We start from the raw sequence: 16620 nt of genomic DNA, 5'->3' as shown, positions 1-16620 counted from the left end.
AACGAATTTTTCGTACAGTGGAGGTCATGTTCTCCATCGTCACGGTTTGCACCGGCAACATCTGCCGCTCGCCCATGGCCGAGGCCCTGCTGCGATCCGAGCTCACCGACGCCGGTCTCGCGCAGCGCGTCCGCGTCAGCTCGGCGGGCGTGAGTGACGAGGAACACGGCAACCCCGTGGATCCCCGCGCCCGCACCGTCCTGAACAGGAACCACCTGGAACTGCCCGAGCATCAGGCACACAGGATCATGGACGCCGAGCTCGCGGACGCGGACATGATCCTCGCCATGACCCGGTCCCACAAGGACCAGCTGCAGCGCCGACTGCCCACGGACGACGCCCGGAAGGTCCGGCTCATGCGCAGCTTCGACCCGGCCGTGGCCGACTCCCAGGCGGACCTCGACATCGCCGACCCGTGGTACGGCGGTTCGGACGACTTCGACACCGCGTGGGAACAGATTACGGCCGCGGTCCCGGGCGTGGTCTCGTGGGTCGAGGATCGGATCGACGCGCGGTGATCTCCCCGGACGAGGGTTTCCAGGACGACGAGATCGCCCAGTACCCGGAAGGCGTCAACCTTGCACGGTTGCTGCCCCCACCCACGCGCAAGCCGTTCATCGTGGGCATCGACGGCCGTTCCGGAGCGGGCAAGACCACGCTGACCGAGCAACTCTCGCGGGTGCTGGAGCGCTCGCACGACGTCGTGAGCTTCCACCTCGAGGACATCTACCCTGGGTGGAACGGACTGCTCAAGGGCATGGAACGGTACCGCGGTGAGATCCTCGAACCGCTGCGCCGCGAGGAGGACGCCCACTGGACCGCGTGGGACTGGCTGACCAACGAGCCCGGCACCCCGCGTCTGACACGCACCGCTCAGATCGTGCTCGTGGAGGGCGTCGGGGCGTGCCACCGCGAGGCCCGGGCGTTGTTGGACGTCTCGGTGTGGGTCGAACTTCCCGCCTCACAGCGCAAACAGCGCGCCCTGGACCGGGACGGCGCCACGTACGAGAAGTACTGGGACGTGTGGGCGGAGCAGGAGGAGCAGTACCTCGGTGAGGACCCCGTGTGGGAGTCCGCCGAGATCCTCCACCCCGGACCCTCACCCCAGGAACCGGGCACGGAACAGCGGGACACCCCGTGATGTCGCCCGGTGCCGGGACACCCGCCCCGTCCCCCGCAGCACCCGGACCCGCGGCGGCCGTGCTGATCTCCCCGATCGGTGCCCCGCCGCGGCTCGTGGACCCGCATGAGGCCCACGTGAGCCTCGAGGACCAGGGGCTCACCCGCGGGGACGGCGTCTTCGAGACCCTCCACGTCCTGGACGGCACCGCGTACAAGCTCGACGCCCACCTGGTCAGGCTGGGGCATTCCGCGGGGACCGCCCAATTGCCCGCACCGTCCGCGGATGCGTGGCGCGAGGCCCTGACGACGGCACTCGCGGCGGCCGGTCCCGGCGCCAGCGACCCCTCAGCCGATCTCGGGGCGGAGCACACGGTCAAGTTGAGCATCAGCCGCGGTGTCCCCGGTGACCAGCCGTGGGCGTGGCTCACGGTCGCGCCCGTCCCCAAGCGGACGTTCGCCGCCCGGCGCACGGGGGTGTCCGTGGTGTTGCTCGAGCGCGGCCACGACCCCGCGGAGGACACCGGGTTGCCGTGGCTGCTCCCGGGGGTCAAGACCCTGTCCTACGCGGTCAACATGGCCGCGGTGCGCTACGCCCACGCCCACGGCGCGCAGGACGCCGTGTTCATGACCTCCACGGACCACAGGATCCTGGAGGGCGCCACGTCCTCGGTGGTGTGTGCACGGCACGACGACGGCGCTGCGCCCACCCTGCTCACGCCCGAACCGTCCCGCGGGGTCCTGCCGGGGACCTCGCAAGCCCGGATCTTCGACGCCGCCCGCGAGCGCGGCTGGGCCGTGGACTACGGACCGCTGTACCCCGAGGACCTCTTCGCAGCGAGCGCCGTGTGGCTCACGTCCTCGGTGCGGCTCGCGGTCCCGGTGACGAGCGTGGACGGGCGGCCCGTGGCCTCGGACCCGCAACTCACCCGCACCCTCACGGATTTCCTGCTGGGCCGCCCGGGGCGCTGAGCGCGTCACGGGTGGTCGCGCCCGCACCGCCCGTCCCATCTCGACATGCCCGGGCGCGAGTGCTCCCCCGTCACCTTCGGCGCATCACTGCCAGATGAAGCGGTGCGCCCCCGTGAGCAGGGACAGCGTCACTGCGGCGACCGCAATGAGCACGGTGGCACACCCCACGACCACGTCCACGCGGCCGAAACGGGGCACGCGCGCCCATGTGCGCGGACCCGCCCCGAAACCGCGCGCCTCCATGGTCATGGCCAGGCGCGTGGCCCGGCGCAAGGACTGCACGAGCAACGTGAACGCGAGGCCAGCGAACTCGGTGAGAGCGGCCCACGGGCCCCGCGCTCCCCCCGCACCGCGGGCGCGCCGGGCCGCCGCGAGCACACCCCACTCGGTGACCATGACCTCCACGAGCCGCAGGGCTGCGAGCGCCGCGAGCACGAAGCGTGCCGGCAGCTTGAGGGTTTGGGCGAGACCGTCCGCGAGGTCCGTGGGGTCGGTCGTGAGCAGCACGGTGATCCCGGGCAGCGCGATCGCGAGACCACGCAGGGCGATCGCCCCACCGGCCGCGAGCGACCCCGTGGTGATCGTGATCCACCCCAGGTGTAGAAGGACGGGACCGCCCTCCGGGGAGAGCACCGCGGTCCCCCAGCCGCTGATCAGGGCGGCCACCACGATCGGCCATAGGGTCGTGAGCAGCCGCCACGGACCGATCCCGGCGGCAGCGAGCAGGAGCAGTTGACCCCCGAGCGCCACGCCGCTCGTCACGGGGTCCGCGCTGACCACGAGCACCGCCGTGATCACGAGAGCCCCGAGCAGTTTCACCACGGCATTCGTCCGGGCGAGCAATCCCGCGCGGGCCACGGCGGGCAGCACGCTCGCGACCGTGCTCATGAGCCGAGCCTCAGCTCGTGCGCACCCAGGGCCGCGACCAGATCCCGGTCGTGGGTCACGACCACCACGGCCGTGCCCCCGTCCAGCTCCTCGACCAACAGGTCCACGAGCTCCTTCCAGGTCCGGGCGTCCTGACCGAACGTGGGTTCGTCCAGGATCAGCACGCGCGGGGACGCCGCCAGGACGGTGCCCACGGACAGCCGCCGCTTCTGCCCGCCGGACAGAGTGAACGGGTTGGCCTCGGCGAGCTCCTCGAGGCGCAGCCGTCGCAGCAGCTCGGCCACCCGGGCGTCGTCCGCGTCCGCCATCGCGTCGGTGACGCGCGCATCGCGACGGCCCACGCGGCGTCGTCGTTGCCGGGGACCGAACTCGAGTTCCTCGCGCACGGTGGGGCGCAGGAACTGGTGTTCGGGATGCTGGAACACGGTGCCCACGCGGGAGACCAGTTCCGCGCCGTCCCACAGGGAGGGATCAGCGGGCGCGTCGGTCGAGAGGGCGTCCGTGGCCCACACGGTACCGCGCACGGGCAGCAGCAGTCCGGCGAGGGTCAGCGCGAGGGTGGACTTCCCGGCGCCGTTGACGCCTGTGACGGCCAGCGCGTGCCCCGCGCGGACGTCCACGGTGATGTTCTCGGCCGCCGGCGCCGCCCCCGTGCGCACGTCCGGCTCCGGGTACGCTTCCCCGCGCCGCCACGCGGCGAGCGCCCGACGACGCCGCCGCGCGAGCGCCCGCCGTCCCGGTTGGCTCCGGGACACGGCAAGATCGCGTGCGCTCAACAAGGTGGTGCCCGGTGCGACGGCGGCGGGCACGGTGGTGAAACCACCCGTATCCTGCGCAGACTGCGTGACATCCGAAGCCCTCACGAACGACGCGGCCGGCACATTCTCCGTAGGCACAGCGGGCGGCGTGATGCCGTGTGGCCCCGCGGAGGCAGCTGTCTGCCGTACCGCGGGATCCATGCCATTCGAGGCATGCACGGGAGTGCGAGTGCGCGGCACCCAGCCGGGGACCCACGTACCCTGGTGCTGCAGCAGGTCCCGGGCGTCCTGCAGGGTCTGCTGCGCGGGGCCGTCGAAGGCCACCCGACCGTCGTCGCCCAGCACGATCACACGGTCCACGACCGGTTCCCACAGGGCCACCCTGTGCTCCACGACCACAAGGGTGGCCCCGTCCTCGCGCACCGCATCGGCCACGGCGCGGCACAGCTGCTGCGCCCCCTCGTGGTCCACGCTCGCCGTGGGTTCGTCCAGCAACAGCAGCCGCGGGCACATGGCCAGGGTCCCGGCGAGCGCGAGACGTTGTTTCTGCCCCCCGGACAGCGCCGTGGTGGGGTGGTCGAGCGGGAGCTCCAGACCCGTGCGCGCGAGCGCTTCCCGCACGCGCGGCCAGATCCGCTCGCGGGGGACGGCGAGGTTCTCGAGGCCGAACGCGACGTCGTCCCCCACGCGCGAGAGGACCACCTGCGTCTCGGGGTCCTGATGCATGAAGCCCACCGTGCCGCGGGCGTCGCGCGGGTCGACACCCCCGACGGTCAACCCGCCCGATGCGGAGCGGCCGTCAGGGTCCTGGTCCACACCGGCGAGCGCCTGCAGGAGCGTGGACTTGCCCGCCCCGGACGGGCCCAGGAGCAGGACACGTTCACCGGGCTCGATGATCAGGTCCAGGTCCACCAGACTGGGCGTCTCGCGGCCGGGGTGATGCCATCCGAACCCCTCCAGGACCACCCGCGCGCCCGTGAGCTGCACGGTCGGTTCCGCGGTCATCGGCGCACGGCGCCGGAGGCCAGTGCTCCGAGGACACCCGTGGCCTGCAGGGCCCTCATCACGGCCCACATGAGCAACCCTGCGATCACGGCCCCGGAGAGCGTGGTCAGCGCCGCATAGACGACCTGCTGATCCAGAGCCCACTCGAAGTTGTACATGATGTTCTCGCTCACGCCCAGGAACAGCCCGGATACCGCCCCACCGATCGCCGCGGTCACGGGACCGAACCGGCGGTAACGGGTCAGGAGGAACACGACCTCCACACCGAGGCCCTGTACCAGACCGGAGAGCACCACGAGCCACCCGAAATGCGTTCCCAGGAAGCCCTCGATCACGGCCGCGAGCAACTCGCAGAACAGAGCCGCGCCCGGTTTGCGGATGATCAGGGCGCCCAGGGTACCCGCCACGAGCCAGCCCCCCGCGATGAGCCCCGCGGACGGCGGGTAGGCCACCGTGCCCGCCGAGACCGCCGGGTACAGGAGGTTGGACCACATCCAGAAGATCACGGCGCACACCGCGGCCAATACGGCGGTGACCACGATGTCCACGACCCGCCACGACGAGCTGCGGTTGCCGCTTGCGCGCGGTGTACGGGTGGGGGTGTTACCGACCTGCGTCATGCTGAATCCTCCTGAAGATCCCAGGAGGGGAAGAACACCACCCGCCGTTGCGAGCGGGTCCTTGAGATACTCGACTCCCTAGCGCCGGTACGAGCCGGATCAGGTTCGAGGGTCTGCGCTCACGCGCACTCTCAGCGCCGCGGTGGCGCTCCCCTGTCGTTGAGACGCCAGTCTAGACCACGACGGCGGGTGGCCGGGCATCTCGCGTGCCCGGCCACCCGCCGTCGTGCGTACGTCCTACACGGCCCCGGCCCACCCGTACAGGGGGGCGCGGGACCCGCCGGCTCAGATCTCGCTCTGGGAGCTGCGGGAGGGATCGGAGTCCTTGGACTCGAACTTGGCCACCTGGCGGGAGATCCCCACCTTGATGACGGTGCCCACCACACCGGTGATCACGGCCCAGACGATGATGTCGGTCCAGGCCTCGTCCGGGTCCGGGTTCTTGGCGGGGGGCTCGTTGCCCGTGACCTGCTTCCACACCGCGGACAGGCCCTTGTTGGCCAGGGCCACGCCACCCAGGGACGCCACCGTGCCGAAAATGTCCATTGCCTTGTTCATGAGGTTCTCCTTGTCTTGTGGGTGCCGGCGGCACCGGGCGGCCGACGACGTCGTGCTCGTTGCCCAGCATACGAAGCGCCGGGCGCGACGGGGCGGAAGGAACCCGGTCCCACCGAGAATTACGTCCTCAGCGAGATTCTTCCTCGCCGGCGCGAGCGACGACCTCGCGCAGCTCGTCCTCCACGAGGTTCTTCTGGTTCAGGTGCTTGGAGCGGTAGGCGGCGCGGCCCACCATGTGCGCGGACACGGGCACCGTGAGCAGCTGGAACAGCCACGCGAGGATCATCAGCGGGATCATGCCGGGATTGCCGCTCTCGATCGCCACGGCCGTAAGCAGCAGGAGCAACCCCAGGACCTGGGGCTTGGTGCCGGCGTGCATGCGCGAGAGCAGATCGGGGAAGCGCACCAAACCCACCGCCGCGGCCAGGGACATGAGGGACCCCCCCACGAGGCACAGCAGCGCGATGACGTCCAGGACGGTGTGCCAGTTCATGAGCGCTCCAACCCCACATTGCGCGCGACCGTCACAGACCCCAGGAAGCCCACCAGGGAGATGATCACGAGCAGGATGATGTTGCTGGAGTGGTGGTTGTACACCATCTCGATGGCGAGACCCGCACCCACGATCGCGAGCAACACGTCCGTGGCGATCACCCGGTCCAACAGGGACGGGCCCTTGGCCAGCCGGTAAATCGTGCCCGCGGCCGCCACGGTGAGAATCGCACCGCACACCCACACGGCGACGTCTAACATGGTCATGGCCGCTCCTCCCCACGGCCGTCCAGGGCCTTGTTCATCTTGGTGGTCGGCGACGCGACGGCGCCGGAGGCGTCCGCGCCGCCCGCGCCACCCGAGGCCTCCAGTGTCGCGAGGTCCTCCTTGGAGCCCATGATCTTGATCCACGCCGCCTCGATATTAAGCGCGGACTCCCGGAACGACTCCGCTTCCTCCGGCGTGGAGACGTCCAGCACGTGGAAGTACAGGATCCCGTTGCCGCGATCCACCTCCACCACGAGCGAGCCCGGGATCAGCGCCATGGTGTGACCCACGGCCGTCATGAGCAGGTCGTTGTTCTGCCGCAGCTTCACCCGCAGCACCGCGTTGTGCACCTTGGGGCCCTGCATGAGCGCGACACCGAACACGTGGATGCTGGCCCGGGCCACCTGCCAGATGAACGTGACCACGAACAGCGCGAAATGCAAGACGTTGAACCGCCCGGACAACCGCACCGGGGGCAGCGTGAGCGTGCGGGTCACGAACACCGCGAGGATCAACCCGAAGACCAGGTTGCCCACGCTCCAGTCACCCCACAGGGCACCCCACACGACCACGAGCCACAGGATCAGGGGCAGCTCGGCCCGCAAGGAGTTCCGGGAGCGTCGCTGCATCGGGGACGTACTCATCGGCCCTCCTCGCTCACGCCACCGGGACCCACGGGGGCCAGCACGGCATTGACGTATCGATCCGGATTGATCAGGTTCTCGGACGCGTTGTCCGCGAGATCGAACAGCGGCCCGGCGAAGACCGTGAGTGCCACACCCACCGCCACGAGCGCGGTGGTCGCGCCCACCATGGTCCCGGGCAGCAGCACCACGGGGGACCGGCCGGAGAAGCGGCTGCCGGACTTGCCCGCCACCGCGCGGGACGTGCGGGGGCGGCGGCCCTCCGCGGTGGTGGCGCGCAGCACGGGGTCCGGGTACTCGGCGTCATCCACGTTGCGCAGGAACACGCGGTTCCACACGCGGATCAGGGCCATGAGCGTGAGCAGCGAGACGAACACGGACACGCCCACGAGTAGGTAGCTCAGCCACGTCCCGGCCTCGACACCGGCCTCCAGGAGGGCCACCTTGCCCAGGAAGCCCGAGAACGGCGGGATGCCGCCCAGGTTCAGGGCCGGGATCATGTACAGCACCCCCAGCAGCGGGGAGATCTTGAGCATCCCGGCGAGGCGGTCCACGTTGGTGGAGCCACCGCGGCGCTCGATCAGCCCGGCGACCAGGAACAAGCTGGTCTGGATCACGATGTGGTGCGCGATGTAGTAGACCACCGCGGCCAGGGCGGCCTGCGTGCCCAGTGCAATGCCGAAGATCATGTAGCCGATGTGACTGATCAGCGTGAACGAGAGCATACGTTTGATGTCGATCTGGGCGAGCGCGCCCAGGATGCCCACGATCATGGTCAGCAACGCGACCCACATCAGCAGATCTTTGATCTGCGTCCCGGGGAACAACAGGGTCTCGGTGCGGATGATCGAGTAGACGCCCACCTTGGTCAACAGGCCCGCGAACACCGCGGTCACCGGTGCGGACGCGGTCGGGTAGGAGTCGGGCAGCCAGAAGGACAGCGGGAAGATCGCGGCCTTGACACCGAACGCGATCAGCAGCATCAGGTGCAACTGCATCTGGGTGCCCTGCGGCAGGTCCGCGAGCTTCACGGACAGGTCCGCCATGTTCACGGTGGCGGTGGCGCCGTAGATCATCCCCAGGGAGATCAGGAACAGGATCGAGGAGATCACCGAGACGACCACGTACGTCACGCCCGCGCGGATCCGCTGCGCCGTGCCACCCATGGTGAGCAGGACGTAGGAGGCGGTCAACAGGATCTCGAAGCCCACGTAGAGGTTGAAGAGGTCACCCGCGAGGAACGCGTGGGACACACCCGCGACCAGCAACAGGAACGTGGGGTAGAAGATGGAGATGGGGCCCTCGTCGTCCCCGCTGGCCACACCCTCGCTGACCGCATAGATCAACACCGCGAGGGACACCACCACGGAGACCACGAGCATGAGCGCGGACAACTGGTCCACGACCATCACGATGCCGTACGGGGCGGCCCAGTCCCCCAGGTGCACGACCTGCGGACCCTGGTTCCATACGTTCGCGAGCATGAACGCGTTCAGGATCAGCGTGAGCACCATGGCGCCCACGGTCACCCCGCGCTGCAGCCGGTTGCGGTGGACGATGATGAAGTTCAGGGCGGCGCCGAGGAACGGGATCAGGACCGCGAGCGGCGCGAACTGTGCCGGATCAGTGGTCATGCGGGCTCCTCCCTCGCGCCTCGGAGAACTTCTCGGCCCTGTAGTGACCAGGCGATTCGGCGGCCTCTTCCTCGTTGTGACGCGACGGTGCGAACCGGGCGTCCGCGTGGTTGAACTCGGAGGTGTCCTGCGGCAGGGCGTCGTCGTCCTCGGCGTCGTACGAGGACTGCTGCGCCACGCGGCGGTCCTGGAGGTCGTCCTGGATCTCGTCCCGGCGGGCCAGGATCCACGAACGCCAGATCATGCTGAGGATGAAGGCGGTCGTGGCGAGCGAGATCACGATCGAGGTGAGCACGAGCGCCTGCGGCAGCGGGTCCGAGTACTCCGAGGGGTCGCGGGCGGCGTCGTACAACGGCGCGATGCCGGGCGTGCCGCTCGTGTGCAGGATCAGCAGGTTGGCCCCGTTGGTGAGCAGCATGATGCCCAGCAGTACGCGGGTGAGCGAGCGTTCCAGCAGGAGGTAGACCCCCACGGAGAACAGCACACCCATGATTACCAGGAGTGTGAGATTCACGGTCATCGCTGTGCCTCCTGGGGCTCGTCCCCGGAGACCAAGGAGCCCTCGGGAGCGTCGGGGTCGTCCACCCTGTGCGCGGTGACCTCGGGGCCGTTACGGGTCAGGCGGATCCGGGCGCCGCGGCCCGCGCGCTTCTTCCGGGACTCCACGGCGGAACGCTCGATCCGTTCATCGATCCGCCCGCCCAGGGAGCGCAGGATGTCCAGCACCAGGCCCACCACGATCAGGTAGACACCGATGTCGAAGATCACGGCGGTGACGAACTTGACGTGACCGAAGACGAGCATGTCCCACTCGAACGTGTAGCTCTTCATCACGGTCCCGCCGAAGAACACGGGGACGATCGCGTACAGGGAGGCGATCGCCAGGCCCGCGCCGAGCATCCAGCCCGCGTTGACCGGGGTCGCGCGTTCGAGCTCGTAGCGTCCGCCCGCGAGGTAGCGCAGGGTCAGGGCGAGGGAGGCCATCAGGCCGCCGGCGAAGCCACCACCGGGGATGTTGTGCCCCGCGATGAGCAGGTAGAAGGACACGAGCATGAAGGTGTGGAACAGCAGCCGGGCCACGACCTCGAAGATGATCGAGCGCCGCTCCGGGGCGAGCGTGCGCCCCGCGAGCAGGAACGGGTCCGCGTCCGGGCGGGAGGTGAACCGGCGGGCGACCTCGAGCTGGCGGGTGTTCGCGTGCGGGAAGTGCGCTGCGGAGTCCGCGCCACGCACGATCTTCAGCTGCTGGGTGTCCAACTCGTGACGGTCGCTGCGCAAGCGGTCCCCGCGTCCCTTGACGAAGATCAGGGACGCGATGCCCGTGGCGGCCACCGCGAGCACGGTGATCTCGCCCATGGTGTCCCACGCGCGGATGTCCACGAGCAGGACGTTGACCACGTTGGCGCCGTCGCCCATCTCGTAGGCAATCCGCGGCAGTTCCAGGGAGATCCGTTCCGCCGACCGCGAGGACATGGAAAACACCGCGAGCGCCATCATGAACAGTCCGAACACCACGGCGAAGACCGCGCGGAACACGCGGTGCCCGGTGGGCCGGCGGTTCCACAGCGGGCCGGGCAGGGAACGCAGGGCCAGGACGAACGCCACGAGGGAGATCGTCTCCACGAGCGTCTGGGTCAGGGCGAGGTCCGGCGCGCCGTGGAGCGCGAAGGTCAGGGCAAGGCCGTAGCCCGTGACCGAGACCAGCAGGACGGCCAGGAACCGCTTGCCCGCGGTGAGCACGAGCAGGGCCGCCACGATCATGGCGATCCCGGTGACCAGCTGGGCCGGGGAATCCGCGTAGCGGAACCCGGCGAGCGGCGGGGTCTCGTTCCAGAACAGGGCCACGAGCGGCACCACGATCGCGGTCACGAGGATCACGGACAGGTAGAACATCAGCGAACCACGCTGGGTCCGGCCGGTGAGCCACACCGCGACCATGTCCAGCACGTTGATGATCTTGCGGTAGACGAAGTCACCGGTGGGCAGTTCCGGCAACCGGTCCTGAAACGAGCCCACGGGCCGGCGCGCGACGTACAACAGAGCGCCCACACCGATGATCAGCGCGGAGAGTCCCAGTGCCGAGGTCAACCCGTGCCACAGCACCAGGTGCACGTGGGATTCGGCGACGTCCGGGAACTGTTCCTGGTAGCCCACGATCCCGGCCTCCACGGGAGCGGGCCACAGGCCGAACACCACCGTGAGCAGGGCCAGCACCGCGGGCGCCACGAGGAAGGCCCACGGCACCGGGGTGAACTCGCCGATGACCGACTGACCGTCCTCGGCGGCGTCGAGATCGGAGAACTGCGCGGGCTTGCGCGCGAAGCCGCCCCACAGGAACCGCGCGCTGTACGCAAAGGTGAGGATGGAGCCGAGCACCACGCACACGAGCGCGATCATGGCGAGCGGGTCCGAGGCGTGGTCCACGAACGCAGTGAGGACGGCTTCCTTGGTCACGAAGCCGAGCAGCGGCGGGATCCCGGCCATGGACGCCGCACCGATCATGGCCACCACGAACAGCATGGGTGCCGTCCGACCCACACCGGAGAGCCTGCGGATGTCACGGGTCCCGGCCTGGTGGTCGATGATGCCCACGCTCAGGAACAGGGTGGCCTTGAACAGACCGTGCGCGATGACCATGCCCATGCCGGCCATCGCGGTGTCCGCGGTGCCGAACGCCACGACCGCGGTGATGAAGCCCAACTGGCTCACCGTGCCGTACGCGAGGATCAGCTTGAGGTCGAACTGGCGCAGCGCGACCCAGCCGCCGAAGATCATGGTGCCCAGGCCCAGGGTCAGGGTGACGGGCAGCCACCACTGGGTGTCCACGAACCCGGGAGCGAGCCGCGCCACGAGGTAGATCCCGGCCTTGACCATGGCCGCGGCGTGCAGGTAGGCGGAGACCGGGGTGGGCGCCGCCATGGCGGCGGGCAGCCAGAAGTGGGTGGGGAACAGCGCGGACTTGGAGACTGCGCCGGCCAGGATCAGCACGAGCGCCACGTCCACCATGGTGGAGCCCAGGAGCTCGGGGGCCGCCTCCAGGACCCCGGAGATCCGGAAGGTCCCGGCGGCGTTGCCGAGCATGACCAGGCCCACGAGCATCGCCAGACCGCCCGCGGTGGTGATGATGAGCGCCTGCAGGGCCGCTCGACGCGCGGCGAGCTTGGTGCGCGAATAGGAGATCAACAGGAAGGAGAGCACCGAGGTGATCTCCCAGAACACGAACAGCACCATGAGGTCGTCCGCGGTGACCAGACCGAACATGGCGCCCGCGAAGGCCACGAGCTGGGCGGCGAACGGGCCGATGCCCTGGGCGTCCGACTTGAAGTAGCGCGCACAGTACGCGAGGACGAGCGCTCCCACGCCCAGCACCAGCAGGCACATCATGTACGCGAGGGAATCCATCCGGAAGGACAGCGAGATCCCCAGCTGGGGGATCCATTCCACGGTGGTGGCCCACCCGTCCACGTCCGCGTGGGCGCGGGATGTCTGGGTGAAAAGCCAGATCAGACTCGCGAGTGGGACGAGGGCCACGAGGTAGAAGCCGGAGCGTCCGGTGCGCTTGAGGATCGCGGGTGCACACAGGGCCGCGAGCCCGTGGACAAGCAGCACCGCGATCATAGGACCTTACCTCTCGAGCCACGGATTACCCACGAGTACCTGTAAATGGGCCCACGGGGATCCGGGCGGAAATGGGGTGTCAGTTTCGAGGTCCCCAGCATAACAAAGCAGGGTGACTGTCCGTTTCGCCGCACGTCACGGGCCCCTCGCTCGGCGCCCCCACTGCCCAGGGGCGCCGGACCCTGGGCGGGAGGGCACAGGGCCCGTAGGGTGAGCCCATGACCGGTCAGCACCCGTCCACGGCGGCCCCTGGACGTCCCCCGCGCGCCCCACGCCCCGGCGAGGGCAGTTCGCGCGCCCGCGTGCTCATGTGGTGCCTGTGGGACACCGGCACGTCCGCGTACAACGCCGTGATGCTCACGTTCGTGTTCACCGTGTACCTCACGAGCCCGGCGTTCGGGTCGAGCGAGTACACGTCCACGGTGCTGAGCGTTGCCATGACCGTCGCGGGTTTCGCGATCGCGTTGACGGCGCCGCTGATCGGCCAGCGCAGCGATTCCCCGCGGTCCCGCGCCACGTTCCTCACCGGCAACACCGTGGTGCTCGTCCTGTGCACGGCTCTCGCGTTCCTCGCCCGACCCGATCCCGCCTTCCTGTTCCTGGGCGTGGGGCTCGTGGCCGTGGGCAGCGTGGCCCAGGAGTTCGCCACGGTCAGTTACAACGCCATGCTCCCCGCGCTGGCCGGCCCCCAGCGCATGGGTAAGGTCTCCGGGTGGGGCTGGGGCGCGGGGTACGTGGGCGGGATCTTCGCCCTCGCTTTCGTCCTGTTCGGTTTCGTCACACCCGGGTTCCTGGGCATCCCCACCGACGACGCCCTCAACTACCGCGCCGTGGCACTGTTCAGCGCGGCATGGATCCTCGTGTTCTGCCTGCCCCTCCTGCTCAAGGCGCGAGGTATGCCGTTCCGAGCATCCATCAACGACGCCGCTGCGGTCCCCGCACAGCCCCGCCACCGCGGCATCCTGGGCGCTTACGCCGAGCTCTTCCGCACCATCGCGGCCCTGTGGCGGGTTTCGCGTGCCACGGTCGTCTTCCTGCTCAGTTCCGCGGTCTACCGGGACGGACTGGCCGGGGTCTTCACATTCGGCGGGGTCCTGGCCGCGGGTAGCTTCGGGTTCTCGCTCACCGAGGTCGTCATGTTCGCGGTCGCGGCCAATCTCATCGCGGCGCTGGGCGCGTTCGTGGGCGGCGCCCTCGACGACGCCGTGGGCCCGCGCGCGGTGATCACCGCGTCCCTCGTGGGTGTGCTCGTGGCGGGAACGGCCCTGCTGTTTTGGCACGGCAAGATCGCGTTCTGGGTGTGCGGGCTGGCACTGTGCCTGTTCGTGGGACCCGCACAGGCCGCGTCGCGCACGTACCTGGGGCGGCTCATCCCCCCGGGCCGTGACGGGGAGATCTACGGTCTGTACGCCACCACGGGCCGCGCGGTGAGCTTCATGGCCCCCGGGTTGTTCGGGATGTTCGTGACCCTGATGGGCGCCCAGATCTGGGGCATCCTGGGGATCCTGGTGGTCGTGGCCGCGGGACTCGTGCTGTTGTTGCTCACGCCCCGCCCTCCCGCGGGGTTCACCACGGCCCGCGTGTGAGCCGCACCCACGCGCAGGCTCACTCGATGCGCGAACTCACTCGATGACCGTGCGGTGGAAGTTCAGGTGGCTGCGCGACGCGGTGGGGCCCCGCTGGCCCTGATAGCGGTTACCGTAGGCGCCGCTGCCGTACGGGTGCTCGGTCGCGGAGGAGAGCTGGAAGAAGCACAACTGCCCCACCTTGGAACCTGGCCACAGTTTGATGGGCAGCGTGGCCATGTTGGACAGCTCGAGCGTCACGTGCCCGCTGAACCCCGGGTCGATGAACCCGGCGGTCGAGTGCGTGAGCAGGCCCAGCCGCCCCAGGGAGGACTTGCCCTCGAGGCGCGCCGCGACGTCGTCCGGCAGGGTGACCTTCTCGTACGTGGCCCCCAGTACGAACTCCCCCGGGTGCAGCACGAACGGCTCGTCCGGGGCCACCTCCACGAGCCGCGTGAGATCGGGCTGCTCCCGGGAGGGGTCGATGTGCGCGTACTTGTGGTTGTCGAACAGCCGGAACCAGCGGTCCAGGCGCACGTCCACGCTCGCGGGTTGGACCATCGCGGGATCGTACGGTTCCAGGTGCACGCGCCCGGAATCCAGGTGGCGGCGGATGTCGCGATCTGAGATGAGCACGTGTCCACGGTAGCCCACGGCCCCGCCCGCTCCCCGGTCACGACGCCTCGGAACAACCACGCACCGAAACGTGTTGTAGAGTGGTGGGCGTTCAAACGTGGACCACACGGTCCCGCACGAACGATGCGGCTGTAGCTCAATGGTAGAGCGCACGCTTCCCAAGCCTGATACGCGGGTTCGATTCCCGTCAGCCGCTCCGCACGAATCGTGAAACGCCCCGGGACCCATCTGGTTCCGGGGCGTTTCGCGCCGAGGACCCGCCCCGAACACCACCCCGGCCCTCACGGCGGGCGGCCGGCGGGTCTGGACCGCGAACCACACCACCCATCGCATCAGGAGCGATCATGCTGCGCACCATGTTCACCGGGAAGATCCACCGGGCCACCGTGACCCAGGCGGACCTGCATTACGTGGGGTCCGTGACGGTGGACCAGGACCTGCTGGACGCCGCGAACATCCTGCCCGGCGAGCTCGTGGCGATCGTGGACGTCACCAACGGTGCGCGGCTCGAGACGTACACGATCGCGGGCGAGCGCGGTAGCGGCGTCGTGGGCATCAACGGCGCCGCGGCGCACCTGGTGCACCCGGGTGACCTGGTAATCCTGATCGCGTACGGTCTCATGGACACCGCCGAGGCGCAGAACTACGAACCCCACGTGGTACACGTGGACGAGCACAACAGGATCGTGGCGCTCGGTTCGGACCCCGCGGACGCCGTGGTGGGGGACATGCTCCGCCCGCCGCACGCCCGCGCCCACCTGCAGGCCCGGGAGGACGCGGCCGTCGCGGGCCTGTGACCCTGCCGCGCTCCCGGTGCACCCGGGCGCGCGGACCCGCCGACGCGAGGAGATGAGCTCATGAGCGGAGTCGTCTCCGGGTTCTTCATCGTATGGGCCGTGATCGGGCTGGGTTACGTGATCGGGCGCGCAGGGGTGCTCGGCCCGGACGGCCAGCGGGTGCTGTCCAAACTCGCGTTCTACGTGGCGTCCCCGCCGCTATTGTTCACCACCATCTCCGAAGCGGACATCCACCACATCTTCTCCGCGCCGCTGCTCGTGGCGGCCGCGTCCGCGTGGCTCACCATGATCGCGTACGCACTGCTCTCCCGGTTCGTGTTCTCCCGGGACGCCGCCACCGTGGTGATGGGCGCGCAGGCCGCCGGGCAGGTCAACGCCGCCAACCTGGGGATCCCCATCGCCTTGTTCGTCCTGGGGGACGCGTCCCAGGTGGCCCCGGTGATGCTGTTTCAGCTGGCGATCAACACGCCGCTGTACCTCACGATCATGGACACCCTCACTGGCGGGCGGCGCCCCACGGTCGGCTCGGTGCTCAAGAACATCGTGACGAACCCGCTCATCATGGGCTCCGCCCTAGGCATCATGTCCGCGGCCACGGGGATCCGCCTGCCCGACCTCGCGATGGAGCCCGTGCGCATTGTGGCGGGTGCGGCCGTTCCCGCGATGCTGCTCGCCTTCGGTCTCTCGCTGGTGGGCTCCCGCCCCCTGGCCTCCCCCGGCGCCCGGGTGGACACGCTGCTCGCGACCGGGGCCAAGGTCGTCGTGCACCCCGGGCTCGCGCTGTTGCTCGCGTGGGCGCTCGGGCTCACCGGGCACGCCCTGTACGCGGCCGTGATCATGGCCGCGCTGCCCACCGCGCAGAACCTCTACGTAGCGGCCGTGCGCTACGACCGGGCCACCACGGTGTGCCGGGACACCGTCCTGCTCACCACGGTCGTGTCCATGGCCACGATGGCGGTGGCCGCGGTCTTCCTCTCCTGACACACCGGCCGCCACGCCACCATCCCCGAAAGCGGGTAACACACGGTCCGTGACGCACGCCACGCC

Annotated in this window: 17 protein-coding genes, 1 tRNA gene and 1 riboswitch; of the genes, 7 read left to right on the top strand and 11 right to left on the bottom strand. The window is 69.6% G+C overall.

The window, feature by feature from the left end; translation table 11 throughout:
- The first annotated feature begins 26 nt into the window (after positions 1-26).
- From ACW9PK_RS07815 to ACW9PK_RS07805, 3 genes are read left to right on the top strand one after another with little or no spacing between them, the layout of a single operon-like run.
- On the top strand, positions 27-518 hold the full coding sequence (locus ACW9PK_RS07815; protein WP_457015481.1) for a low molecular weight protein-tyrosine-phosphatase: 492 nt from the start codon (positions 27-29) through the stop codon (positions 516-518).
- Positions 515-1141 (top strand): hypothetical protein, encoded by a 627-nt coding sequence (locus ACW9PK_RS07810; protein WP_457015480.1) that lies wholly within the window; start codon positions 515-517, stop codon positions 1139-1141. The genes ACW9PK_RS07815 and ACW9PK_RS07810 overlap by 4 nt, the downstream gene beginning before the upstream one ends.
- Positions 1141-2091, top strand: coding sequence for an aminotransferase class IV (locus tag ACW9PK_RS07805; RefSeq protein ID WP_144997419.1), 951 nt, complete (start codon positions 1141-1143; stop codon positions 2089-2091). Before ACW9PK_RS07810 ends, ACW9PK_RS07805 begins: the two co-directional genes overlap by 1 nt.
- A gap of 84 nt (positions 2092-2175) precedes the next feature.
- Here ACW9PK_RS07805 and ACW9PK_RS07800 read toward each other — a convergent pair whose 3' ends face one another.
- The 10 genes from ACW9PK_RS07800 to ACW9PK_RS07755 form a co-directional block, all read right to left on the bottom strand.
- Positions 2176-2979: an energy-coupling factor transporter transmembrane component T family protein gene (locus ACW9PK_RS07800; protein ID WP_313362237.1), complete on the bottom strand. Its 804-nt coding sequence runs from the start codon at positions 2977-2979 to the stop codon at positions 2176-2178.
- Entirely contained in the window at positions 2976-4742 is a 1767-nt protein-coding gene (locus tag ACW9PK_RS07795) for an ABC transporter ATP-binding protein (RefSeq protein WP_457015479.1), read from the bottom strand. Before ACW9PK_RS07795 ends, ACW9PK_RS07800 begins: the two co-directional genes overlap by 4 nt.
- On the bottom strand, positions 4739-5362 hold the full coding sequence (locus ACW9PK_RS07790; RefSeq protein ID WP_144931743.1) for an ECF transporter S component: 624 nt from the start codon (positions 5360-5362) through the stop codon (positions 4739-4741). The genes ACW9PK_RS07795 and ACW9PK_RS07790 overlap by 4 nt, the downstream gene beginning before the upstream one ends.
- A 58-nt stretch (positions 5363-5420) precedes the next feature.
- A riboswitch (TPP riboswitch) is annotated at positions 5421-5527 on the bottom strand.
- Positions 5528-5647: 120 nt separating this feature from the next.
- The gene (locus tag ACW9PK_RS07785; protein ID WP_457015478.1) at positions 5648-5920 is read right to left on the bottom strand and encodes a DUF4235 domain-containing protein; all 273 of its coding nucleotides are present in this window, start codon (positions 5918-5920) and stop codon (positions 5648-5650) included.
- A 127-nt stretch (positions 5921-6047) separates the two neighbouring features.
- On the bottom strand, positions 6048-6413 hold the full coding sequence (mnhG, locus tag ACW9PK_RS07780) for a monovalent cation/H(+) antiporter subunit G (protein WP_085106153.1): 366 nt from the start codon (positions 6411-6413) through the stop codon (positions 6048-6050).
- Positions 6410-6673: a monovalent cation/H+ antiporter complex subunit F gene (locus ACW9PK_RS07775; RefSeq protein ID WP_085106263.1), complete on the bottom strand. Its 264-nt coding sequence runs from the start codon at positions 6671-6673 to the stop codon at positions 6410-6412. Before ACW9PK_RS07775 ends, mnhG begins: the two co-directional genes overlap by 4 nt.
- Positions 6674-6675: 2 nt before the next feature.
- Positions 6676-7323, bottom strand: a complete 648-nt coding sequence (locus tag ACW9PK_RS07770) for a Na+/H+ antiporter subunit E (RefSeq protein ID WP_098053695.1) — start codon at positions 7321-7323, stop codon at positions 6676-6678.
- Positions 7320-8957: a Na+/H+ antiporter subunit D gene (locus ACW9PK_RS07765; protein WP_144931748.1), complete on the bottom strand. Its 1638-nt coding sequence runs from the start codon at positions 8955-8957 to the stop codon at positions 7320-7322. Before ACW9PK_RS07765 ends, ACW9PK_RS07770 begins: the two co-directional genes overlap by 4 nt.
- Entirely contained in the window at positions 8947-9477 is a 531-nt protein-coding gene (locus ACW9PK_RS07760) for a Na(+)/H(+) antiporter subunit C (protein WP_085106150.1), read from the bottom strand. Before ACW9PK_RS07760 ends, ACW9PK_RS07765 begins: the two co-directional genes overlap by 11 nt.
- Positions 9474-12575 carry a Na+/H+ antiporter subunit A gene (locus ACW9PK_RS07755; RefSeq protein ID WP_457015477.1) on the bottom strand — a complete coding sequence of 1034 codons (3102 nt, stop codon included), beginning with the start codon at positions 12573-12575 and terminating at the stop codon, positions 9474-9476. The genes ACW9PK_RS07760 and ACW9PK_RS07755 overlap by 4 nt, the downstream gene beginning before the upstream one ends.
- Before the next feature lie 218 nt (positions 12576-12793).
- Here ACW9PK_RS07755 and ACW9PK_RS07750 point away from each other — a divergent pair, with 218 nt between their 5' ends.
- Positions 12794-14161, top strand: coding sequence for an MFS transporter (locus ACW9PK_RS07750; RefSeq protein WP_457015476.1), 1368 nt, complete (start codon positions 12794-12796; stop codon positions 14159-14161).
- A 36-nt stretch (positions 14162-14197) separates the two neighbouring features.
- Here ACW9PK_RS07750 and dcd read toward each other — a convergent pair whose 3' ends face one another.
- The gene (dcd, locus tag ACW9PK_RS07745; protein WP_457015475.1) at positions 14198-14776 is read right to left on the bottom strand and encodes a dCTP deaminase; all 579 of its coding nucleotides are present in this window, start codon (positions 14774-14776) and stop codon (positions 14198-14200) included.
- Between the two features lie 125 nt (positions 14777-14901).
- Here dcd and ACW9PK_RS07740 point away from each other — a divergent pair.
- From ACW9PK_RS07740 to ACW9PK_RS07730, 3 genes are all read left to right on the top strand, one after another.
- Positions 14902-14972, top strand: a tRNA-Gly gene (locus ACW9PK_RS07740).
- A 148-nt stretch (positions 14973-15120) separates the two neighbouring features.
- Complete coding sequence (panD, locus tag ACW9PK_RS07735; RefSeq protein WP_035964064.1) at positions 15121-15573, top strand: aspartate 1-decarboxylase; 453 nt, start codon at positions 15121-15123, stop codon at positions 15571-15573.
- A 60-nt stretch (positions 15574-15633) separates the two neighbouring features.
- Positions 15634-16554, top strand: coding sequence for an AEC family transporter (locus tag ACW9PK_RS07730; protein WP_098053692.1), 921 nt, complete (start codon positions 15634-15636; stop codon positions 16552-16554).
- Positions 16555-16620: the final 66 nt, after the last annotated feature.

This window comes from Kocuria sp. MNB10, from assembly GCF_054073685.1.
The sequence above is the reverse complement of the archived record's forward strand: the minus strand, read 5'-3'. Positions and strand labels throughout refer to the sequence as shown.